The organism is Pseudoalteromonas sp. MMG012, from assembly GCF_018100875.1.
Classification (GTDB): Bacteria; Pseudomonadota; Gammaproteobacteria; order Enterobacterales; family Alteromonadaceae; genus Pseudoalteromonas; species Pseudoalteromonas aurantia.
Window position 1 is genome coordinate 17611 of record NZ_JAGJEF010000018.1, and the last position, 24084, is coordinate 41694.

The window sequence follows — 24084 nt, forward strand, 5'->3', positions numbered from 1 at the left end:
ATAGCTTAAAAATATGTGCGATATCTATTACATGTACCTTAGTGGTATGAACAAATTCATGTTTGGAGACACTATAACCAATAATAAATGATGAATATTTAAGTTTTATATTTAATGCATTCGTACTATATCTAGCAAAGAAAGCACTCAGGTTGAGCGATTAACAGACCTACACTTTTTTCGGTCAAGTCTTACATACCTCCCGACTCAACTACAGTATGTTAGTATGAGTACGTTACCTTAAGTTTTTTAATAGATATGGATGTCTGGATTTAATATGAGATGGATAGTGTTTTTTGTACTGAGTGTGATAACTGCGCACCAGGCCTTTGCTTCTAATGCGCGCTTCACACCATCAACGTGTGAAAAGCTCGCCTATAAAAGAGCGATTTTAATCACACAAATCGACAAAAGTAGCCCGCAAAGTAAGCAATTCTCAGTGCAAGAGCAACGTATCTTTGTGCTTCTACAGCGTCATTGTAGTCATAGTAATGCCAACAGTGAATTGCGTCTGGCTTTGCCAGATGATGAATTACTCGCTTCACCAATTGATGGAATGACCTATGCGGGAAAAATGTTTTCAAACGATAAAAAACAGCGCCAGTGGCAAAAGTTTTATTCAATACCCAGTCGGTGCAAAGTGAAGAACTCGAGTTTGGATGACTTTGTTTGGTGTAGTAACAATAAAGGCAAACAAAAAAGGTTATTTGAATTGTATTTGCTTAACGATGAAGATCTGGCGGTAAGTACAAATGGTTATTCTTTAGTTGCAGCAAAGATAAGTAACCAATGATATCATTGAGTTCCATCCATATGTGCTTTGTCGCAATTTATTTGTATTGTCATAGATTTAGCGTAAAACCTCATATCATAATTAATGTTTAAAGTGTGAGAGTCTTACATGTGGTACTTGACTAGATTCATACTATGTATGAGTTTGTTTTTGTCATTTATATTATCAGCACAGCAGCAATCTGTTGTTCTTATATCTTTAGACGGGTTTCGTTGGGATTATATTGAACAGCACGATGCCAAAGGACTGCAAAAAATAGCGCAACAAGGTGTCCAGGTAAACAAAATGTGGCCTGTGTATCCAAGTAAAACATTTCCTAATCATATTTCGATTATTACAGGGTTGCGGCCGGTCAATCATGGCATTATCGATAACAAGTTTTGCGATAAAAATCGTAACGAGTGTTATAAAATGGGATCTGGAAAGGACGACAGTACCTGGTTTAATGGCATCCCACTTTGGAATTTAGCGCGCATGCAGGGGTTAAAATCAGCCGCTTACTTTTGGCCTGAATCGGACGCTAGATTTAATGGCATGGTGCCAAACTACTACTATCACTATTCACAACAAAGCGACTATCAGGCACGCATTGATCAAATCATTCAATGGCTTTCTCTAGAGGAAGGTATACGACCACACTTTGTGGCAGGTTATTTTTCGTTAGTAGATTCTATCGGTCATGACTTTGGCCCAAATAGTACGCAAGTCTATGATGCCGTTCAACAAGTTGATAAGTTAATCACAGATTTACAGCTACGTATTTCTCAGCTCGCTCACCCCGTAAATCTAGTTATAGTATCTGATCATGGTATGACGGAGGTTGATGTCAGCCAACAAATAGATTTAGCACATCTTAGTATCCCTAAAGAGTGGGTGGTTAAAAATACGGGACCTAGAGCGTTAATCTATGCAAAACAAGCGTCCGCAAAAGATGTGCAAAATATTAAAAAGTTGCTCACTATAGAATCTAAAGGGCGCTTTTCTATATTGGATAAACACACACTCATGAAACGCCATTATGTGGGCTCACCAAGGATACCCGATATTATTTTAGAAACATCACCACCAAAGGTGTTTAGTGAACATAACAATGTAACTTATAAAGGTACACATGGATATGTTGATACTGATGACATGGCAGCTATTTTTATTGCACAAGGGCCTGCTTTTAAATCCGGAATGAAAATTAGTGAAATGGAAAATTTGGAAGTCTACCCAATCATAGCTGAAATATTGGGTTTAAAATTGATGAATAAAATAGACAGTAATGGAGGTGTACTTCGTAAAGCAGTGAAGTGAGTTATTTTTTCTTAGGCTTTCGGGGCATTACTCGCGAGCCGAGTGCATAAACGACGTAAACAAGGATCAGTGAGTTTCCTAAAACTAGCAAGTCTTTTTCGTCTACAAAAATCCACAATGCGGCGAGTAAAATAAAGGCGATGGTAAAGTGTGAAACTAGGGGGTTAACCTTTTTATCTTTCATTTAAATAAGCACTCCTTTACATAAACTCTTTTACCGAGATTATACATTGGACGACTATATTAAGCGACTATTCCCATGTGTTTCCATGAGCATAGTGAGATTAATCCTTGCCTTTAGTATGAGGGTGTTGCACTGTTGTTTTGATACGGAATAAAATGATAGACGAAAAAGTTAGATAAAGTGCTGGTGACAAGTGGTATTAATTGCTGTTATTAACAAGGAAAGGATATGTTGAGCAGTTTCAATTTAACAAAACAAATTGATTTACAAAGGTTAATTTTTTTATTGGCTTTCTTTAGTATGGTGGTTTCGTTAGGTAATTCTCTATACGCCACATTTAAAGTACAAAAGTCATTACTTATTAATGATACTTTGGAATCAAACCGTGTCTATGCGGCGAAGCTAGCCGAAATCACAGAGTTATTTTTACAATCGGTCATTACGCAACTACAGTTCAGTGCTCAACAAATAGGGACTAATTTTTCTAGCGCATCGCTGCGGCAAAATGAGTTGTATCGATTGCACCGGCAAACATCAAGTTTTAATTCTGTTGTGGTGGTCGATAGCACAGGAAAAGTATTATCTTCAGAGCCTAGTACTCTTAATGTAAAAGGCTTTGTGGTGAAGGAGGGGCAAGGTGCTATGCCATTAACGACACAAGAAGTTTATATTTCTAAGCCGTTTATTTCTCCTGCGGGTAATTTAATCATTAGTGTGTCTTATCCTATAACAGCGAGCGACGGGGGTTATTTAGGATTCATTGCAGCAAGCATTTATTTGCAGGGTGACAATATTCTTAATCGATTGCTCGGCGAACACCACTATAACGATGGGTCATATTTATATGTTGTCGCTCAAAATAGGCAGTTAATTTATCATGTAGATTCAAGTCAAGTGGGTAATACGATAGCGAGTAATGCGGTCATAGAACATGTGATGTCTGGATATTCAGGCGTTATGGCATTGCGTAATAGTGAGAATAGAGAGGTGTTGAGTGGTTATGCATCTGTGCCTGTATCGGGGTGGGGTATTGTGGCGCAAAGATCAACGGACGCGACGCTTTCTCAACTAAATAGTACATTGCTTAATGTGGTAAAAAGCACCTTGCCAATCACGGTTATTATGTTAATGCTAATCTTGTTACTGGGTTCAAAAATAGCAAAGCCGTTGTGGCAATTGGCGGTGGGAGTGAAGGCTATGGATAGATATGCGAAATCTGATGTTCAAGCAATTAACGCGTGGTACTTTGAGGCAGAGCACTTAAAGCAAGCGATTGTTTCAGGTACGGAGTTAGTTGGAAAAACAATTCAAGAATATGATTTGGATAGACAAAAAGATCCGTTAACGCAACTTTTAAATCGCCGTGGTATGCTAGCAAAAATTGAGCATTGTAAAGACTCAGGAGTGCCTTTTTCAATGATTGCGTTAGATATCGATCATTTTAAGCGCATTAATGACCATTTTGGTCATGATGTAGGCGATCATGTAATACGTAGTATTGCAGAACTTATGCTGATTGGTGCGAGAGAAGAAGACATTATTTGTAGAACCGGAGGCGAAGAATTTTCGATTTTTTTGCCTGATGTCAACCTTAATCAAGCTTACTCTATTGCTGAAAGGTTAAGGTTACAAGTTCATCATCATACATTTATGCCTGTAGAGCAGGTTAACATTTCACTTGGCGTAGCACATTGGCCAAGTTCTGCAAGTGAGCTATCTCAAGTCATAAAGCAAGCGGATAAAGCGTTGTATAAAGCAAAACACACTGGCAGAAATAAAACTGAAGTTGATGATATTGACGGTTTTAGCAGAACGCCCAAAGCGAGTTAATATTGGGCGTCTAGAGAAAGGAGTTAGTTCCCACAACGAAAACTGAGGTTGATGAGGTAGGGCTTTCCTAATGAATGCTCTGCACTGGCACCGGCAATAGACGCAATGGCACCAGCATCATCAACATAACCATCCCCTAATACCCATAACCAAGTTCCAGCATTGGTGATTATTTCAGCCGTAGATTTATCACTCAAAAACTCATGCTCTGTTTTCTCACCTTGATATGTTACTGATTCATTGACGACAAACATCGATTGTTTATCTTGTTTACAAAAATGCGTTGCTTGGTCAAGCGCTTCTTTTACACCTTGACCTCGCTCAGATGATTTAATAATGACGTAGTGCTGATTATCAGAACTAGGACGAACGTCATCATGATGTGCACACGCTGATAATAAAGATGTTAGGCCAACAGCTACTAATAGGTTTTTCATTGTTTATTCCCCTTGAATTTATGATGTCATTATTGTGCTTATCCTGCATCTACACCAGTAAGAAACTGTTAAAAACTGCGAAGAACATTGAGTAGAGTTTAACAATATAGACTCTGTGTGGCGCAAATATACGTATGTTTAACGAGAGTAAGTGAAAACAGTTTTTAAAGTGGGTATTATGTTGCTATTAAGGGGTCGCATAGTGCGGTGTCAAAAATTTAGGAGTACATATGGGTCGAACGCTCAAAGTCCCTCATACCTTGATCCTGTTGTTAGGTATGATGGTGATTGCTTTAATGGCTACGTGGATAGTGCCGCAAGGTTTCTTTGAAACGAGTTTGTCAGAATCTGGACGACAAATGGTTGTCGCTGGGACTTATCAGGTAATTGAGAATAAAACCTACTTAACGCCATGGGATTTGTTGACTGCAATTCCTCGAGCATTTGCTGCTGCGCAAGATGTTATTTTTTTCGTTTTGATAGTGGGTGGCGTTTTAGCTATTGCTAGAGCGACTGGTACGGTAGATGCACTGATCGGTCGACTCTTAGAAAAGTATGGTTCACGCCCCCAAAAGCTGATTTTTATGGTGGTGTTTTGTTTTGCGATGGCCTCAAGTAGCATCGGAACCGCGGGAGAATATATTCCTTTTGTGCTGATACTGGTTGCCCTGTGTAAAGCAATGAGATTAGATGCCATGACGGCTGTAGGTATGATTGTTGCTGGGTATGGTATTGGCTATGGCGTTTCCGCATTTAATCCGTTTACTGTACTTATTGCGCAACAGATTGCAGAGATCCCAGTCTACTCGGGGATTTGGCTTAGGCTCGCTATTTTTATTCCTTTTGTATTAATTGGTTTTCATCATGTGTGGCAATATGCGCAAAAAGTGAAGCAGGACCCAAGTAATTCAATGATGATAGGGGTTGCATGTCCATTAGCTGGGCAAGTACAACCAAGTTACCCTAAATTAGAGACTCGGCACCAAGTCATTTTAGGGAGCTTTTTAATTACTCTGACAGTTGCAGTGTGGGGTATTGCTACCAAAGGTTGGTATTTGTATGAGCTCGGTGGTGTCTTTATTGCTTGGGGGGCGGTGATAGCAATATTAGGCAAGCTATCAGCAGATGAAACTGCAGAACGCTTTATTGAAGGGGTATCAGATTTAGTTACTACCGCCATTTTAATCGGCGTGGCTCGAGGTATTGCGCTTATTTTAGAAGATGGGCAAATCCTTCATACATTAGTGCATAGTATGTCACTACCGCTGTCCTATGTAAGCGCAGAAATTTCCGCAGTGGGTATGCTGGTTATTCAAACAATATTGAATACTTTCATACCATCAGGCTCAGGTCAGGCGTATGTGACTATGCCACTGATGGTTCCATTGGGTGATTTAGTGGGAGTTCCACGCCAAGTTGCTGTTTTGGCCTATCAGTTTGGTGATGGTTTCTCAAATATGATTATTCCGACTAATGCAGTATTAATGGGGATCATCGGTATGGCTGGTGTGCCATATGCACATTGGTTCAGATTCTGTTTGCCATTATTGCTTAAGCTGATGGTTGCCGCTTCTGTGGTATTGGTACTTGCGGTTTATTTTGGCTATGGGTTAGATGTACAGCCAATGATCGAACCTTAAAAGTAAACAGTAAAAAGCCACATATGGACCATGTGTCCTTATGTGGCTTTTTTGTGTCTGTTAGGTCAATCCATTGCATATTTTATTGATCTACATTGATGTTAGAGGTAGTTTATTGAATTACTATGCCAATAATTTTTTGTATTTGCTTAAAAACAATAAAGTTGTGATGAAATGGTGAATGTGTCTTTTAGTCAGTTTTATAATTTAGCGAGCAGCGAAGCAAGATATGAACTTGCTTTGAGTATGCTTTATCAACGGTTTGGGGCCGCACATTGTTTCATTGGCAAGTTTGTGAGCAGTGATACACAGGTTAAAACGGTGTTTTATACCATTGATGGATGCCAAGCAGAAAATATTGTTTACGACTTAGAAGGCACGCCGTGTAAAGACGCTAAAGGTAGTGACTCTATTTGTGCGATTAACTGTAATTTACAAAGCCTTTATCGTCATGATGACATACTAAAGGTACTGAATATTGATAGTTATTTGGGCATTACGTTGCGTGCTTTAGATCATACTCCTATAGGCATAATGGTGTGTATGTTTAATTCGCCGACGCAAGTTAGTCATGCTGAGCAAGCATGGTTTAAAGAGCTTAGCCATATCGTCGGGGCGGAACTTAATCACAACTTGGCATTATCTTCACGAGACTTACTCTTGAAGCAATTAGCGAAAGGCGAGCGAATTGCTAAGTTGAGTTCTTGGACATGGCGTATTCATCAAAACAAACATTGGTTTAGCGCAGAGATGACGCGTTTGCTTAAGCACCATAACCCAGACATCACCTTGAATGTCTTTTTATCTCACTTGGAAATACTCGATGAGCAAAAGTTACGTCATTTGTTGGTTAAAATTGGTGATAATAAATTAGATACGTTTGATATCAATGTGTCCCACAAAAAGCGTTCAGAATTGAAAGGGTTATTGAGAATTATTGGCCGTGTTGAATGGGATGAAGACAGCCAAGAACGCGTATTTAGCGCAACGGTACAAGATGTGTCGTATATTTCAGCATTAAACCGTCAGCTTGAGTTAACAAATGTGGTATTTGAGCATGCGACGGAAGCCATTATGATCACTGATAAAAACAACAAAATCATTATGGTGAATCGAGCATTTGAACGCTTAACGGGTTATACCGGACATGAGTTGTTAGGGAGAGATCCGGTTGTTTTATCATCAGGACAACAAGATAAGCGGTTTTATCAATTGATGTGGAACCAACTGAGTAAGGAAGGTATGTGGAAAGGGGAGATCTATAACCGTAGGAAAAACGGTCAAATTTTTCCCGAAGAGCTCACGTTAAGTGTTGTGAAAGATGAAGAAGGGTTTGTATGCAACTATGTTGCAATTTTTAGAGACATCACACAATGGAAACGTAACGAAGCTCAGCTTACTTTTTATGCCAATCATGAACCTTTGACGGGTTTGCAAAATAGACGCAGTTTTATGGGGACGCTCGAAGCTAAGATTTCGGACTCTCGGGCACAACAAACAAGCTGTGCTTTATTGTTTATAGGATTAGATCGTTTCAAAGAGGTTAATGACGTGTTTGGTCCTGAAACAGGCGATAAAGTGTTGCTTTCTGTCGCTAAAAGGTTGAAGAATGCGCTGCGTAGTCAAGACACAATCAGTCGATATGGTGGAGATGAATTTGCGATTTTATTAGACAGCGGTGACGATGACAGCACCATGCTGATAGCCGAAAAGCTGAGTAAAAAATTGAGTTTGCCCTATGTATTTAATGATTTAACTATAGAAATTACAGCAAGTACCGGCGTAGCAATATTACCTAACGATAAGCAAATTACGGCGGCAAATTTACTTCGAAACGCAGCTCATGCATTAGGTAGTGCCAAAAAACACCGAGTAGGAAGTATTGCGCTGCATAATGCGGCTATTCAAAATGCCTACCTAAATAAAATTAAGTTAAGAGATAAACTTAAAGATGCGTTGAAGCATAAATTGTTGACTGTGCATTATCAGCCTATTGTTGATGCGAGAACGGGAAACATCCGAAAATTTGAAGCACTTATTCGTTGGTTTGATGATGAGTATGGGATTGTCTCTCCTGGGCGTTTTATTCCGATTGCGGAAGAGTTTGGTATGATCCATAACATTGGCCAATTTGTTTTGGAACAAAGTTGTCATGATTTATCTTTAATGCATCATGCGGGTTTTACAGATGTATCAATTTCAATTAACCGCTCAGTGAATGAATTTAAAAGCACGAATAATCAAGTGGCGTTAATTAGTGAGGCGATAGAAAAAGCTAAGTTACCCTATCATGCCATTACAATTGAAGTAACAGAATCTATGGCAACGAATAAATATACTTGGCATGTACTGAGTGAACTCAGAGCAAAGGGGGTAAAAGTTGCGTTAGATGATTTTTGTACGGGCTATTCTTCGTTAAGTAACTTAATCGAAAACCAAGTTGATTATGTCAAAATTGATAAGTCTTTCGTTGATAGCTTAGTTGCAGATACTTCAAAACAAGCAATGATTAAATGCCTAATCGAATTGAGCACGCAGTTAGATATCCGCGTGATTGCAGAAGGTGTGGAGCAAGCGGTACAGCTTAAAATGTTACAGCAGTTTGGGTGCCATAATATTCAAGGCTTTTACTATAGTCCTGCAAAACCATTGAATGAGTGTTTAGAGATGTTAGAAGCACCCGCAGACACGGCTATTTACGCAGAAAAAGTCAGTATATTTTAATCGGTCTTAGGGCGTTTTTGCGCGTCAACGATTGACGCGCAAAAACATTTAAAGCATCGGCTTTATCACATCAAAGAGTGCATCGATATGATCATCTCGGTCGTTTAAAGCGGCAATGTATCGATAGCTTTTCCCACCAGCATGCTCAAAAATCTCTCGGTTTTCTTCTTCTAATTCTTCCAATGTTTCCAAACAATCAGCACTAAATGCAGGGCTGACAATGGCAATATCGTGTATGCCTTGCGCAGGGAAGTTGGTGAGGGTCTCATCAGTATAAGGCTTTAACCACTCAGCTTTACCAAAACGACTTTGAAAGGTGGTCATAACGAGATCTTTATCTAGCCCTAACGCTTTTACAACCAGACTGGTCGTTTGGTGACATAGGCAATGATATGGGTCGCCATTGTTAAGAAATTGCTTAGGCATTCCATGATAAGAAAATACGAGCTTTTGCGGCGTACCGTGTTTTTCGAGATCTTCCGCTATCGATGCGGCCAATGCGGAAATATATTTTGGTGTTTTATGATACCCATTAATAAAATGTAATTCTGGTACCCAGCGCCACTTTTTTAATACCGTGGCCACGGCGTCAAACGTTGATCCAGTCGTGGGACTCGAGTATTGCGGGTATAGCGGTAAAACAATGATCCGTGTTAACCCCTTATCTCGCAATAGTTCAAGGCCTGACTCTATGGAAGGGTTGCCATAACGCATCGCCATCACTACTTCAGTGTTTTCGTAGCCCTGTTGTTTTATCAAAAGTGACAATTTTTCAGTTTGTTGGTCTGTAATATGAATAAGGGGGGAACCATTTTCCGTCCAAATAGACTCATAAGCTTTTGCTGATTTTTTCGGGCGAACACGCAAAATAATACCATGCAGAATCATCAGCCAGATTAGGCGAGGTATTTCTACAATACGGGGGTCTGATAAAAACTCAGCTAAATAGACCCGTAAAGCTTTCGCTGTAGGGGCATCAGGGCTACCCAAATTCGTAACTAAGATCCCAGTTTTTTGATTAAATCTTTGATCGTGTGGATTGTCAGTAACGGCTGAAAAACGGGACACATAGAGCTCCTTGAGCATATTATTAATGCAGATTTGAGAGTGTAATAGATAGGTACTTAAGTTAGAAACTTATCTGGTTATAATTTTACAAGATATTTGATACGTACGTAACTGAAAACTCGATCTATTCTAATACAAAATAAAAAGCGATAATATATTATTCATTCTTTTGTCTTATTTTCAAAACAATTCAGCTTTTCTCGCTTGCAAGCCTGCCTTGATACACGTAATTTCTCGACACTTTTTGTATTTGATAATGATCACTTTCCCAATGTGAGGAGGGATCAGCTAAGCATCAAGTGCACTGTTGCAATTTTAGCCTAAAGGGGATTTATGCGTCTGAATCAACCTGTCACAAATAATGAGAAAACATTTGCAAACAATACTAAGCTTATTTCCGTTACAGACTTACAAGGGAATATCGTTGACTGTAACGATGAGTTTGTTTCTGTCAGTGGTTTTACTCGGCAGGAATTAGTTGGGCAGCCCCATAATTTAGTGAGACACCCAGATATGCCTGAACTTGCATTTCAAACGATGTGGCAGCAGTTGAAATCAGGCAAGCCCTGGATGGGAGTGGTTAAAAACAGGTGCAAAAACGGGGATTTTTATTGGGTTGATGCTTATGTAACTCCGGTAACCGAAAATGGTCAAGTTGTTGGCTATGAGTCGGTCAGGACCTTGCCAGATAGAGCGATGATCCAGCGTGCTGAGCAGTTATATCGCACAATTAATAATGGAAGTAATACGTCATTAAAGCTGCCTAAACTAAGGGCTATTTGGCCCCTATTTATGGTCATATCAGCAGTACTGATCTGGTTCTTTTTATCTGAAACAGTGGCTTTTACATGGCTTATTGTTAATGCGCTAGGGTTGAGTTCTTATAATTTATGGCGTGATAATGAGCAGCTATCTAGATTGGAGCAAACGCTTGCACATAGTTTCTGTGATGACGTCGCTACACGAATATATTCTACCTGGGAAGGTCAAATGGCAAAGATCCAGGTCCGTTTGTTGAGCGAAAAAGCACACTTGAATACAGTCATTACGCGGATAGAGTATTCGGCAAAGGATGTATCAAATGGAGCAAATAGTGCATTGTACGGTGCCACTGAGTCATATGAGAAATTGCAGCAGCAGCAGTTGGAAACTGAACAAGTTGCTACAGCAATGAATGAGATGAGTACGACTATTAATGACGTTTCTAGCCATGTTCAATCTACGGCCCATGAAGCGCAACGCTCTTTATTATTGGCCAATGATAGTGCAAAGCTGAGTGTGGCTACCAAGCAAGCAATTATTGAGTTGGGAAATACCGTCTGTTTGATTCGTGATTCTGTGCTGGGTGTGTCAAAGCAAACTGCACGTATTGCAGATGTTGCGCAAATCATTGACCAAATCGCAGAGCAGACTAATCTTCTGGCATTAAATGCTGCGATAGAAGCAGCGCGTGCTGGTGAGCAAGGTCGCGGATTTGCAGTAGTGGCAGATGAAGTGAGACATTTAGCTCAACGCACACAGCAGTCTACTCAGGAAATTCATACAATAATTCAGCAGTTAACTGATAGTACTCAAAATTCCGTAGATATTGCGGAGCGAGGTCAGAAGGAGTCCCAATTTGGTATCGAGCAATTAGAAGAAAGTACGCTAATGCTGGAAAGGATCAATGGTGCCATTGAGAAAATAAATGATATGTCTATGCAAATAGCAACGTCAGTTGAAGAGCAAGCCGCGGTATCAGATGACATAAACCAACAGGTTGTCAACATTGCGTCACTCGCGAATGTAAGCTTAGACAGCGCAGAACATGTGAAAGCCGTGAGTAAAAATTTAACGGTAGTCGCAAACGATATGTATGAGCTTGTTGTACGCTTTAAACGTTAATCATCTTTTATCATGATTCTAAAAGGTGTGGGCTTTTGCGTTTCCAGTTGCTGTAGTTTATTTATTGATTTTTCAGTAAATTGATGGCCTTTAGGTAACAACATGATGCCCTTGTGGCTATGAATGGCAAGTCCGAGGATCATACCTGGTTTTAATTGTTTTGAGGTAAGAATATCCATAGATTTGACGGTGTCAGATTGGGTATTCTTTTTATCTTTTAGTGTGGCTTCTAGTGCCGAAACCACTTTTGGATGATAAAAATTACCACTATACATTTTGATTAACTCTAGTGCGTCGGTATATCGTTGTTCCTGTGGCTTTTGACTGAGACTGATATTTTGCCAATAATCACGAGCAACGGATAAAATATGAGCACATATTGGAATGTCGCTGCCTTTAAGACCTTTGGGGATACCGTTACCATTGTATTTTTCAAACTGGTGGTATATTGCTTCCGCAACCTCACTTAAATGTTGGGCTGGCATTAGCATGAGCTGTGCTGTGGCCGGGTGAGTATAAAACAACTTTCTCTGTTTTTCATTGAGCTCGGTCGGGGGCACCTTATATAAAGCAGGATCCATTGCGAGTAGCCCAACCTGTGCTAGGTAACCCGCCATATTGGCCATTTCTATTAATTTATCACTTAATTTGAGAAATTGAGCGATATGTAAGCATGTTGTGGCAATGTTTTTGGCAAGTTGTGCATCTAAATTTGGATTTGCGTTGATGAAATTGTACAAGAGCTCAACGGTGGCTTTATGGTCGGTTCGTTCATGTTCATTGGCTACTTCGAGTTGTTTTAACACCTGCCGAATTTGTTTTGTTCTTTTATCTACCAACAGCTCAAGAGAGTCATTTAACTCTTTAAGCTTACTGTTTTGTTCAACAATTTGTTTTTGTAACGTTAGGTTGTGTTTTTTGAGTCTGTATTTCTCAATCGCTTGTTCGATAAGATAGATCAACCTTTGGTTTTGCCAGGGCTTTTTCACGTAAGCATGTATTTCTCCCTGATTAACGGCGTTGACTGTTGATATGAGATCTGAGTACCCAGTTAATAGAATACGCTGGGTATCGGGGGCGATGACTTTTGCTTTTTCTAAAAACTCAGCCCCATTCATATTTGGCATACGCATATCGCTAATGATCAGTGCGAAATCTTGTTTTTCGAGGGCAGCCAGTGCCTCAGCGCCTTCGGTAAAAGGCACGGCTTGTAATTTGTGATGGCGAAGTAGGCGAACGAGTGCACGCAAAACACTAGGCTCATCGTCAAGGCACATTATTTGTACAGGGAACTTAGTTCTTTTTTCAAAATCTTCCATTTAAAAACAGCGCATTAGATGAGTATGTATGTTGATAAATTTAGACTAAGCTGTAGGTATAAACAAATACTTTATCGCTGTGGATGAAATGAATGGCTGATAATTCGCTGAATATACTGCTCATTGATGATGATGAACTTCTGTTAAGGGCGTTGTCTCGGACGCTACGACGCCTATATAAGGAGGCAACTGTCAGTTGCTTGCAGTTTCCAGAAGAGTTTATTAATTGTATCGAAAGTAATGGCACACCAGATGTCATATTCTGTGATTCAATGATGCCTATTCTGTGTGGAGCGCAGGTATTAGAGCGTGCAAAAGAAGTTTGTCCAGCCGCCATTAGGTGTTTACTGAGTGGTGATTTGAATGACAATTACAAATGGCAAATAAACAATACGATACATTTTCATTTGGTTAAACCGTTCACACAAGCTCACTTAACGGAGGTGTTAGACAGTGCCGTAATATTACAGGGACTCCCTATTACATCCTCGACACGGGCAATACTAGGGCAATTGTCTGATTTACCATATTTGAGTACGGTGGCTCATAGTATGTTGAAAGAGCTGCAAAATAACGAGCCTAATTTTGATGTGTTAGCTAAACACATCAGTCATGACCCTATTATGTCTGGTAAAGTGCTACAAGTCGCTAACTCGGCTTTTATAGGCTTTAATAATCATACCACCGACTTTAGGCAAGCCATTATTCGCATTGGTTTAAATGGGTTGAAAGCAATAGTTGTATGTTGTGAGTTATCACAGCAATTATTGAATAGTACTGGGCAAGAAGCATTAAATCAGTTGGTTAACAAGGCTTTTCAAAAAGCGAATATGGCACAATTACTTGCAAAAATGTTGCACCAAGATACACAAACACAGCTATTGTCATTTGCTGTGGCGCTTTTAAGTGGTGTCGGTGAATTGACCTATTTTTGCGTAGTTCAGTATTCAAAAGATAAAAGCAGAGTGTCTAAATACACATTAGCCGCTTATCTGTTAGCATTATGGGGATTTGAAGAAGCCATAGTGAGGGCGCAACTAATTGATGAACTCCCTGCAGAGCAAGAGGTATCATTAACTTTAATACATAGAGTGGTTGAGCAAGTATATAGTAAGCAGGCATTTGATTTAAATAAAACTGAATATGATTTACTGGATGGACTTGGGTTATTACAAACGACTCAGAACTGGTTTTTTGAGTGGCAAAAAACTCATAAGGAGGCTTTGTGAAAGGCGTTATTTTTAGAGGGTTAGAGTCGTTAGTGATAGAAAAGTGTGGCATGGCTGCGTGGGAAAGTTTACTCGAAAAAAATGCGCCTGATGACAGGGTGTATATTTCTGCAAAAAGTTACCCGGATGAAGAGCTTGTCGGGCTAGCGCAAGATGTGGCTGTGGCTTTGTCATTGCCATTACAGGATGTATTAAAAGCGTTTGGCGAGTATTTATTTGGTTATTTGTTACAAAAGCATCCTACAATTGTAGATACATTTGATGGCTTCAGTTCTTTGATCATGGGGATTGACTCAGTGATTCATGTTGAAGTGGCAAAACTATATCAAGAGCCAAATTTACCAAAAATAGAATGCGAATTGGTGCGTGAAGGTTTTATCTTGATGCAATATTATTCAAAACGAAAATTATGCTTATGTGCCGAGGGCCTTATTTATGGTGCGGCTGCGCACTACAGTATTGATGTTACATTAGATCACGTAGAGTGTATGCATCAAGGAGCTGATGCATGCGTGATTGAAGTTAGGTATGAGAGTACAAATATATGAGTGATGATACGCATAATTATAAAAAAGCATATTTAAGGGAAAAGGCGGCCCGTGATGAATTAGAAAGCTTATTGGAAGATAAAACACGTGCGTTGTTTAACACTAATCAAGCGCTTGAAGAAAAAATAGATCAATTACAGAATCAACAAGCCATCCTTATGCAAACTGAGAAAATGGCAACACTAGGGACTTTGTCTGCCGGTGTAGCTCATGAGATAAATAACCCTTTGGCGTATGCAACCAGTAACTTAGAGAGTATTCGATACTTAACACCCACTTTGGTGTCGTTAATTAAACTGGCGCAACAAGTTATGGCTCAAACAGTTTCTGAGCAGCAGGTAAAGGAAGTATTGATTCAATTGGATCAAGAGCAAAGCTTTAACTTTGTATTAGAAGACTTAGATGAACTGTTAGATGACACACATGAAGGATTACAGCGGATAAGCGCCATAGTGAACAATTTATTAAGTTTCGCTAGGCCAAAGAATAACCTCATGGCGATGGCTGATCTCACCGAATCTTTAGATGGTGCACTGAAGTTATTAACGAATCAACTGAAGAACTGTAAAGTGACATGCAATACAGATCCTTTACCCCTTAGCTATTTTAACTTGGCGGCAACGAATCAAATATTTGTCAATTTGCTGTTGAACGCTAAGTACGCATGTGATCTTGTTGAGGGGCAATATGCACAAATTAACGTGGAGGTTTCATCTGACACCGAAAATATTTATGTGGAGGTTTCTGACAACGGCTGTGGTATGGATGAAAATACGGTAAACCGTATTTTTGAACCCTTTTTTACCACCAAACCAGTCGGTGAAGGTACAGGGATGGGAATGGCGATAGTATATGGCATCGTAAAAGAACATCGAGGTGAGATCCAAGTACAGAGTAAACTTAATGAAGGCACTCGTGTTTTGTGCCACTTTCCTATCGCAGAAGATCCACAAGACGTATTGGCGTAATGCCATTCACATTGTGGTGTTCACAGGTTTCATTTTTAAATCACGCTTTTCAGTATAACTATTTCTCAGAAGTTGTGTATCAAACTCTTTAATGTATCGCTTTATTTCTATCCAGCTAAGTTTGTTGAAATATAAATGGCCTATTTCCTACCTCGGAAGTCTACTTTTTTGTACCTGAATGTATATAGAAGACTCGATTGGAACTTGTTTTTGTTAAAAATGAGAATAAATTATTTACAAAACATTGAGTTACAACTCTAAAGTTTACAGTGGTATTACTCTTTAGTGGGTCAATTGATGAAAGTTAGGTAAATTCACTTTGTTTTTTTATAATCAAAAGATATATATTATATCTTTGGGTTATTATTGTGAGTATTTTATATTCATTAGTTTTATTTATCCGAAAGCCAATTGATTAGTAATGAATTCAATATACGTCCCTGCAATGTACTGTTTTTAATAACTTAATGGCTTCATATTAGGAAACGTTAAGATGAGTCAAATTCATATCAAAATTGAATTGTTGAGGCTGAATATTACTCATTTAGTTTTAGTGAAAATACGACATTATTACTATTTTAATGGCCAGTACTGGTTGAAAAGTGTTCAGGGGGCGATTGACGAGCCGAAACTATGTGTTACTTTTAATGTTAATTTGTTAAACAAAAGTTACATGTAAAGGTTGGAGAAATCATGAGAACACAAAAAATGTTCAAGTCGGCATTAAAATATAGTGCTATATCCCTCGGTTTATTTTCAAGCGTAGGCTATGCATCAGATTTACCATATGACTGTACAGGCGTACCTGTTTGGCAAGAAAATACAGCGTATGTAAAAGGCGATGTTGTTCAAAAAGCGGATGCGGCTTATGAGTCACAGTGGTGGAATAAAGTTGATCCTGTTACGCATTCTAACCCGTGGCAAGAGTGGATTAAGTTGGGTGTTTGTGACAGCGTTGTCAATAACGCACCTCCAACAGTATCGGGGTTAACGCCCGCGTCAGGTACTGAATTTAACGTAAATGACAGCGTTGCCATTAGCGTAAACGCAACAGATTCTGATGGCACTGTAGCCAAAGTTGAGTTTTATGTTGATGATGTACTTGTGGCAACTGATACACAGGGTGCAGGTCAGGTATTTGACAGCGCTTGGGCGGCAACAGAAGGTACGCATACAATTTCGGTGAAAGCGACCGATGATAAAGGTGCTGTGTCAACGAAATTGAGTAACCAAGTAATTGTTAAAGCTGTAGTAGATCCGGTGAATAAAGCGCCAGTAGCGGCATTAGAACTGGTGAGCCTACCGGCTGAATTGGTGATAGGTTCAAGCGTTGAATTTAACCTTTCTGGCAGTGATAGTGATGGTCAAGTAACGGCGCTAAGCTTTGCAGTCGACGGTGTTGAAGTTGCAGCTTCTAATGGTTCAGCAACGATGCACACTTGGCAGGCTTCTCAGTTAGGTTCGGTTACATTTACGTTAACGGTAACTGATAATGAAGGTGCCACAGGTCAAGTAAGTAAGACCCTAACGGTTGTAGAACCAGGGCAAGTCGATAACCGAGATGCTTGTCAGCCAGCAGGTTTATATCAAACTCCAGGTGTTAACACCCCATATTGTACTATTTACGACCAAAATGGTCGTGAAGTAATGGGGGCAGATCACCCTCGACGTGTAATTGGCTATTTTACAAGCTGGCGTAACGGCGCAAACGGTCAACCTAGTTATTTAGTCAATGACATTCCTTGGGACAAAATCACGCATATTAACTATGCCTTTGCACATGTTGATGCAGCGAATAAAGTGTCAATCGGTGATCCTAATGCAGTTGGCAATCCAGCCACCAATATGGAATGGCCTGGTGTCGCCGGTGCAGAGTTAGATCCAAGCTTGCCTTACAAAGGACATTTTAACTTGTTGAACAAGTATAAAAAGCAACACCCTGATGTTAAAACACTTATCTCAGTTGGTGGTTGGGCTGAAACTGGTGGGTTCTTTGGTGGGGATGGAAAACGTGTTAAAAGCGGTGGTTTCTACACAATGACAACCAATGCAGATGGTTCAGTCAATCACGCTGGCATAGAGGCTTTCGCACAAAGCTCTGTTGATTTTATTAAAAAGTATGGTTTTGATGGGGTTGATATAGACTACGAATATCCGTCATCAATGAAGGATTCAGGTCACCCTGATGACTTCCCTATCTCTAATGCGCGTCGTGCAGGATTAAATGCGTCATACCAAGTTCTGATGAAACGATTACGCGAGGTACTTGATAAAGCGGGTGAAGTGGATGGTAAGCACTACATGCTGACAATAGCGTCACCTTCATCCGGTTATTTGCTACGTGGTATGGAAACTTTCCAAGTGACTAAGTATTTAGACTACGTCAACATCATGTCGTATGACCTACATGGCGCATGGAATTCGCATGTTGGACACAATGCGGCACTGTTCGATACCGGGTTAGATTCTGAATTAAAGCAGTGGGATGTGTATGGAACAAAAGAATTTGAAGGGATTGGATATTTAAATACAGATTGGGCCGTGCGTTATTTTAGAGGCGCTATTTCTGCTGGACGTATTAACATCGGTATACCTTATTACACGCGTGGATTTCAAAATGTACAGGGTGGAACAAATGGCCTTTGGGGGCAAGCAGCACTTGCAAACCAAAGTGCATGTGCGCCGGGTACTGGGGTTGGTGAGAAGAATAAATGTGGTGATGGTGCTGTAGGTATTGATAACCTTTGGCATGATAAGAATGATAACGGATATGAAGTACCAGCGGGGTCAAATCCACTTTGGCATGCTAAAAACCTTGAAAAAGGTGTTACACCAAGTTACCTAGGGGTATATGGTCTCACGCCAGACACAGATCCAACTGATGTATTAACAGGGACTTATACTCGCCACTATGATTCTGTTGCTGTAGCACCTTGGTTATGGAATGCAGACAAAAAAGTATTCATTTCAATTGAAGATGAACAGTCTATGGGCACTAAAGTTGATTATGTAATTAATAATGGCTTGGGCGGGATCATGTTCTGGGAACTGGCCGGCGATTATGATTACGATGCTGCTAAAGGTGAGTACTTTATGGGTTCAAGCATGACATCGCTTGCTTATAACAAGTTCAACCAAAGTGGTGTTGCATACGATGTTCATAATGGTGACCCGACATTCGTTGTGCCAACTGAGTCCGTTGATGTTTCTTTTGTAGCGAAGGATTTCCCAACGGGGGATGACAACTACCCTATTGCACCGACATTTGCTTTTACCAATAACTCTGCCATTGACTTAAGCGGGGCAAAAATTTCATTTGATGTGCCGGTATCGACATCAGCGATATTTAAATCAAATTGGGCTGCACAAGAGAAGTTGACTATGGCAGTTGACGTAAATGGTTCAAATGCCGCGGGTAATAACATTGGTGGTTTCGAGAATGAATATCATCGCTTCTCAATCACCCTTGTCAATGAGTGGGGAAGTGTACCTAAATCACTTGCGCCAGGTGAAACGGTTAATGCACAAGTGATGTATTACAACCCCATTACAGGCCCTGCTAACTTTGTCGCAGAGAAAGACGGTAAACGTTACGCATTTAAATTTGAGTATCCGAAACTACCAGCTGCGAAACCAGGTAATGGGGATGGCGGTCCAATCACCAGTTGTGAAGGAGTGCCGATTGCAGATATTTCGGTTTATCCAGCATTCCCACGTTCAACGCATGCAGCGGCAGGTGATTTGATTATTCAAGGGAACAAGGTATACAAAGCGAAATGGTGGTCGAATAAAGCACCACAGACAAGCAGTGATTATGACAAAGTCTGTAATTTATAAGCGTCAACTTCAGGGCAGCTAAGCTGCCCTAATAAAGGGAATGATTATGAAAACATTAGATAAGAATATATCACGTCTGGGCTCTAGTATTGGCGCCATTGCCTTAACAATAGTAAGTCAAACGGTAATGGCACATGGCTTTATGGAGATCCCTAAAGCACGTCAAGCGATCTGTCAGGCGCAAGGTGGTTATTGGTGGCCAGATGATGGTTCCAGTATTCCAAACTTAGCGTGTCGCGCTGCTTTTTTAGAGTCTGGGTATGTTCAGTTCATTCAAGAACATGAATTTGCAGTCAATACACCCGATTATAATAATCAAGCTGCAGTAGAGCAAAATATTCCTAATGGCACATTGTGTGCAGCTGGGTCGAATGAAAAACGCGGGATGAATTTACCTTCGTCGCATTGGCAAAAGACCGAGGTTACCCCGAATGCGCAAAATGAGTTAGCAGTTCGGTTTCGTGCGACAACGCCACATAACCCAAGCTTTTGGAAGTTTTACATCAGCAAGCCAACTTTTGATCCGTCAGTTGATACCTTGGGTTGGCAGGATCTCGAGTTGGTGACTGAAGTTGGAAATGTGGATTTTGTTAAAGACCCAGATGGCAAGCGCTTTTATGAAATGAAAGTTGCCATTCCTCAAGATCGAGTTGGTGATGCAATTTTATATACCCGTTGGCAACGTATTGATGTTGTTGGTGAGGGTTTTTATAACTGTAGTGATATAACGATTGTTCGAGACACCGGCCCAGTTAACTGGACTAGCGCTGGTTATTATTTAAAACAAGGTCAGTCTGCAAAAGTAACAGATACGGTATGGACACGTATTTTTGACGGCACAGGTAAAGAAATTGTTAGTAAGTCTCTAAAAGTGACCGCGGATAATGAATTGAATTGGCAGCAAAAATTGGCAGATATGCTTAATTTGGACCACGCCAATATAGTGCAAGTTGGTGTGCGCCAAGCGAGTGGTGACATTACCTTTGATGCTCAGAATTTATTGTCGAATGAAGTATTTGTAAGTCATAGTGAACATACCTATAACTTAACAGTACAAGTACAAGCCCCGAATACAGCACCTAAAATTCATAAGCCGGAACCTTTTATCCTAGATGAAAGTGCCACAGCGCAACTTCATGTTCATGCGTTTGATGATGAGCAGCAGGCACTGACGTATCAATGGCAGGTGCCGAGTCCTTTAACGTTCACAGGTAGTGGCGCAACGATTGATGTTACAGCTTCACAGGTAGATGTAGACACCGATTTTTCAATACTCGTTACGGTATCAGATGGTGAACTGAGCACTTCAGCAACCGTTCCTGTCACTGTCAAAAACACAACTGCACCACAATTTCCTAAATGGCGGGTTGATGGCACGTATGTTGGCGGAGACAAGGTCAGTCATAATGGAAATAATTATGAAGCTAAGTGGTGGACGTTAGGCGAAGAACCCGGTTCAGCACAAGTATGGAAGAAGCTATAGCGCCAATTTCTATAATGGACGCATAGTTCACAGTACAAATTTAGCAGTACAACAATAAGCAGTACAACAATAAGCAGTACAACAATAAGCAGTACAACAATAATCATCCACCATATTGGTTGGATACAACATGTAAAGAAGGTTGAGAAAGTAATGAAACTAAAGCAACTAACGGCTCTTGTAGGCTTAGCGTTGGCTTCAGGTGCAGTAATGGCAGCGCCATCTACACCAAGCCTAGATTGGAAACCACAGCAGTATTCATTCGTTGAAGTTAATCTTGATGGGAATGGATCATATAAGGATATCGTTACCGCCAAAGACGTTGTGACGATTAGTCTCAAATGGAATGCGTGGAGTGGTAGCGGTGGTGATGGCTACAAAGTTTATTTTGATGATATGTTAGTCAATGAAGGTGCACTCACTGCGGGAACAAAAGCGGGTACGGTCTCTTTTCCATACACAAAATCTGGGCGTCACACAGTTTATCTTGAACTATGTGAGGGTACTACGTGTGCACGAAGCGCAGGTAAACCCATTGTAATCGCGGATACTGATGGCGGTCACTTAGCGCCACTGCCAATGAATGTTGATCCTAACAATAAAGATTATGGTACTAAGCCAGGTATGGTAACGGGTACTTACTTTGTTGAGTGGGGCATTTATGGTCGTAATTTCGACGTTACACAAATTCCAGCACAAAATTTATCGCATTTATTGTATGGCTTTATTCCAATTTGTGGTGCAAATGAGTCGCTTAAAGAAATTGAAAATGGTAACAGCTGGCGTGCACTTGAAAAAGCATGTGGTGGTACAGCCGACTATGAAGTTGTTATACACGATCCTTGGGCAGCAGTACAAAAAGCACTACCAGGAGTAGACTCAAAAGATCCAATTCGTGGTACTTATTCGCAATTAATGGCGCTAAAACAACGTTATCCAGATTTGAAAATTTTACCATCGGTAGGTGGTTGGACGTTATCAGACCCATTCCACGGTTTTACTGAAAAAGCCAACCGAGATACCTTTGTTGCATCAATGAAGAAATTCCTGAAAACATGGAAGTTCTATGATGGTGTTGATATCGATTGGGAATTTCCAGGTGGTGGTGGTCCAAATGCTAACTTAGGCGACCCAGTCAAAGATGGACCTGCATATGTTGCGTTAATGCAAGAGCTACGAGTAATGCTTGACGGTTTAGAAGCTGAAACGGGACGTACATACGAATTAACATCAGCAATTGGTTCTGGTTACGATAAGATTGAAGACGTAGATTATCAAGCTGCATCACAGTACATGGATTATATTTTTGCCATGACGTATGACTTTTTTGGTGGTTGGAACAATGTAACAGGTCATCAAACGGCACTGTATTGTGGTTCACATTTAAGTACTGACGAGTGTAATGGTACAGGTCTAGACGATAACGGTGAGCCACATAAAGGCCCAGCATATACAATGGATCACGCGGTACAGTTATTGTTACAACAAGGTGTGGACTCGAAAAAAATCGTTGTTGGCGCAGCAATGTATGGTCGTGGTTGGGAAGGTGTGCAAGAACAAAATGCAACAATCCCTGGTAACCCAATGACTGCACCAGGTAATGGTAAGTACAAAGGTTCAACCTCTGAAGGTGTGTGGGAGGCGGGTATTATGGATTATAAGAGTGTTGCCGCTAACTTAATTGGACCAAACGGCACCGGTATTAATGGTTTTGAGGTAGGTTATGACGATCAAGCCGAAGGTGCATATGCATGGAATCGCAGTAATGGTAAATTATTGACCTTTGATACACCACGTTCAGTGAAAGCGAAAGGGGCTTATGTGAATACACATAACCTTGGAGGCTTATTCTCTTGGGAAATAGACGCCGATAATGGTGATATCCTTAATGCAATGCACGATGGCTTAGCAGGAGGAGTACCAGCAAATAGATTGCCTGTCGTGACGGTTGATTCTCAAGTGACAATCGCATCAGGTACGAGTGCTGTTGTGACCGCTAGTGCAACGGATGCAGACCGTGATGCTCTGACATATAGTTGGTCAGGTGATGCAGCACTGATGTTAACTAATGGTAATTCAGCATCTGTAACGGTTGCAGTACCAGCGGTAACAGTGGATACACAATACGCATTGTCAGTGACTGTATCTGATGGCAAAGGTCAAGTGACTCGTAGTGTCGTGGTAACAGCGAAAGCGGCTGGCTCAAATACTGCGCCGGTACTTTCTCCTATAGCAGATGTGACCGCAGAAGAGTTGGCGAGTGTCTCTGTTACTGCGTCGGCTTCTGATGCGGACAATGATGCATTAACGTACAACTGGACAGTACCTGCAGGTTTAACTTTATCAGGAACCGGTGCGAACGTGTCTTTGACTGCTGGTGAAGTTGCTGTTGATACAAGTTATCAAGTAACGCTGACTGTGTCTGATGGTCAAGCTGACGCATCGCAAACGTTTAGTGTGACCGTCACAAATAAAGTGGGCGGTGGTGACACTTGGCAAGCGGATAAAGTGTATGTTGGTGGAGACAAGGTTGTTTATGGTGGTGTAAATTACCAAGCTAAGTGGTGGACACTTGGTGAAGAACCGGGTAAAGCACAAGTATGGAAAGCGTTATAAGTAAGTTGTTATGGGCTTGATATCGATGGTGTTTAGTTGGTTGACTCAAGGATGGGCCAAGCCCTAAAAAAATGTTATATATTGAATGATTAAAGGCGCCTTTGGCGCCTTTGTTTTTATGGTATCATGTTCCATAATGTAGTGACCTACTTTATTATCTTTGGCGTATTATTCTGAAATTCTCTTCTTTTTTTCTTTTTATTTTTAGTTGGTTGAGCTTTGTTA

General features: G+C 40.5%; 16 protein-coding genes. 12 read left to right on the plus strand and 4 right to left on the minus strand.

Annotation, left to right across the window (positions count from 1 at the left end; genetic code table 11):
- The first annotated feature begins 277 nt into the window (after positions 1-277).
- Both J8L97_RS08605 and J8L97_RS08610 read left to right on the plus strand, forming a co-directional pair.
- On the plus strand, positions 278-793 hold the full coding sequence (locus tag J8L97_RS08605) for a hypothetical protein (protein ID WP_210995217.1): 516 nt from the start codon (positions 278-280) through the stop codon (positions 791-793).
- A 108-nt stretch (positions 794-901) separates the two neighbouring features.
- Positions 902-2092 (plus strand): alkaline phosphatase family protein, encoded by a 1191-nt coding sequence (locus tag J8L97_RS08610; RefSeq protein ID WP_211048797.1) that lies wholly within the window; start codon positions 902-904, stop codon positions 2090-2092.
- 1 nt (position 2093) lies between these two features.
- Here J8L97_RS08610 and J8L97_RS08615 read toward each other — a convergent pair whose 3' ends face one another.
- On the minus strand, positions 2094-2276 hold the full coding sequence (locus J8L97_RS08615) for a hypothetical protein (RefSeq protein WP_192509776.1): 183 nt from the start codon (positions 2274-2276) through the stop codon (positions 2094-2096).
- Positions 2277-2504: 228 nt separating this feature from the next.
- Here J8L97_RS08615 and J8L97_RS08620 point away from each other — a divergent pair, with 228 nt between their 5' ends.
- Positions 2505-4106, plus strand: a complete 1602-nt coding sequence (locus tag J8L97_RS08620; RefSeq protein ID WP_211048799.1) for a sensor domain-containing diguanylate cyclase — start codon at positions 2505-2507, stop codon at positions 4104-4106.
- Between the two features lie 23 nt (positions 4107-4129).
- Here J8L97_RS08620 and J8L97_RS08625 read toward each other — a convergent pair whose 3' ends face one another.
- Positions 4130-4543, minus strand: a complete 414-nt coding sequence (locus J8L97_RS08625; RefSeq protein ID WP_211048801.1) for a hypothetical protein — start codon at positions 4541-4543, stop codon at positions 4130-4132.
- 230 nt (positions 4544-4773) lie between these two features.
- Here J8L97_RS08625 and J8L97_RS08630 point away from each other — a divergent pair, with 230 nt between their 5' ends.
- Both J8L97_RS08630 and J8L97_RS08635 read left to right on the plus strand, forming a co-directional pair.
- Positions 4774-6183 (plus strand): YfcC family protein, encoded by a 1410-nt coding sequence (locus tag J8L97_RS08630; protein ID WP_211048803.1) that lies wholly within the window; start codon positions 4774-4776, stop codon positions 6181-6183.
- Between the two features lie 174 nt (positions 6184-6357).
- On the plus strand, positions 6358-8907 hold the full coding sequence (locus tag J8L97_RS08635; RefSeq protein ID WP_247688589.1) for a bifunctional diguanylate cyclase/phosphodiesterase: 2550 nt from the start codon (positions 6358-6360) through the stop codon (positions 8905-8907).
- Between the two features lie 48 nt (positions 8908-8955).
- On the opposite strand, the gene hemH is transcribed toward J8L97_RS08635, so the two are convergent.
- The gene (hemH, locus tag J8L97_RS08640; RefSeq protein WP_211048805.1) at positions 8956-9975 is read right to left on the minus strand and encodes a ferrochelatase; all 1020 of its coding nucleotides are present in this window, start codon (positions 9973-9975) and stop codon (positions 8956-8958) included.
- Between the two features lie 333 nt (positions 9976-10308).
- Between hemH and J8L97_RS08645 the strand changes: the two genes are divergently transcribed.
- Entirely contained in the window at positions 10309-11859 is a 1551-nt protein-coding gene (locus tag J8L97_RS08645; RefSeq protein WP_211048807.1) for a PAS domain-containing methyl-accepting chemotaxis protein, read from the plus strand.
- Here the strand turns inward: J8L97_RS08645 and J8L97_RS08650 are convergent.
- Positions 11856-13178, minus strand: a complete 1323-nt coding sequence (locus J8L97_RS08650) for an HD domain-containing phosphohydrolase (RefSeq protein WP_211048809.1) — start codon at positions 13176-13178, stop codon at positions 11856-11858. The genes J8L97_RS08645 and J8L97_RS08650 overlap by 4 nt on opposite strands.
- A gap of 92 nt (positions 13179-13270) precedes the next feature.
- Between J8L97_RS08650 and J8L97_RS08655 the strand changes: the two genes are divergently transcribed.
- The 6 genes from J8L97_RS08655 (at position 13271) to J8L97_RS08680 (ending at position 23859) form a co-directional block, all read left to right on the plus strand.
- On the plus strand, positions 13271-14407 hold the full coding sequence (locus J8L97_RS08655) for an HDOD domain-containing protein (RefSeq protein ID WP_211048812.1): 1137 nt from the start codon (positions 13271-13273) through the stop codon (positions 14405-14407).
- A complete protein-coding gene (locus tag J8L97_RS08660; RefSeq protein ID WP_211048814.1) occupies positions 14404-14955 on the plus strand; it encodes a heme NO-binding domain-containing protein in 552 nt (183 codons plus the stop codon). The genes J8L97_RS08655 and J8L97_RS08660 overlap by 4 nt, the downstream gene beginning before the upstream one ends.
- On the plus strand, positions 14952-15923 hold the full coding sequence (locus J8L97_RS08665) for a sensor histidine kinase (RefSeq protein WP_211048816.1): 972 nt from the start codon (positions 14952-14954) through the stop codon (positions 15921-15923). The genes J8L97_RS08660 and J8L97_RS08665 overlap by 4 nt, the downstream gene beginning before the upstream one ends.
- A 693-nt stretch (positions 15924-16616) precedes the next feature.
- Positions 16617-19760, plus strand: a complete 3144-nt coding sequence (locus tag J8L97_RS08670) for a glycosyl hydrolase family 18 protein (RefSeq protein WP_211048818.1) — start codon at positions 16617-16619, stop codon at positions 19758-19760.
- Positions 19761-19806: 46 nt separating this feature from the next.
- Positions 19807-21243: a lytic polysaccharide monooxygenase gene (locus J8L97_RS08675; RefSeq protein ID WP_211048820.1), complete on the plus strand. Its 1437-nt coding sequence runs from the start codon at positions 19807-19809 to the stop codon at positions 21241-21243.
- A 153-nt stretch (positions 21244-21396) separates the two neighbouring features.
- The gene (locus J8L97_RS08680; protein WP_211048821.1) at positions 21397-23859 is read left to right on the plus strand and encodes a glycosyl hydrolase family 18 protein; all 2463 of its coding nucleotides are present in this window, start codon (positions 21397-21399) and stop codon (positions 23857-23859) included.
- Positions 23860-24084 lie beyond the last annotated feature (225 nt).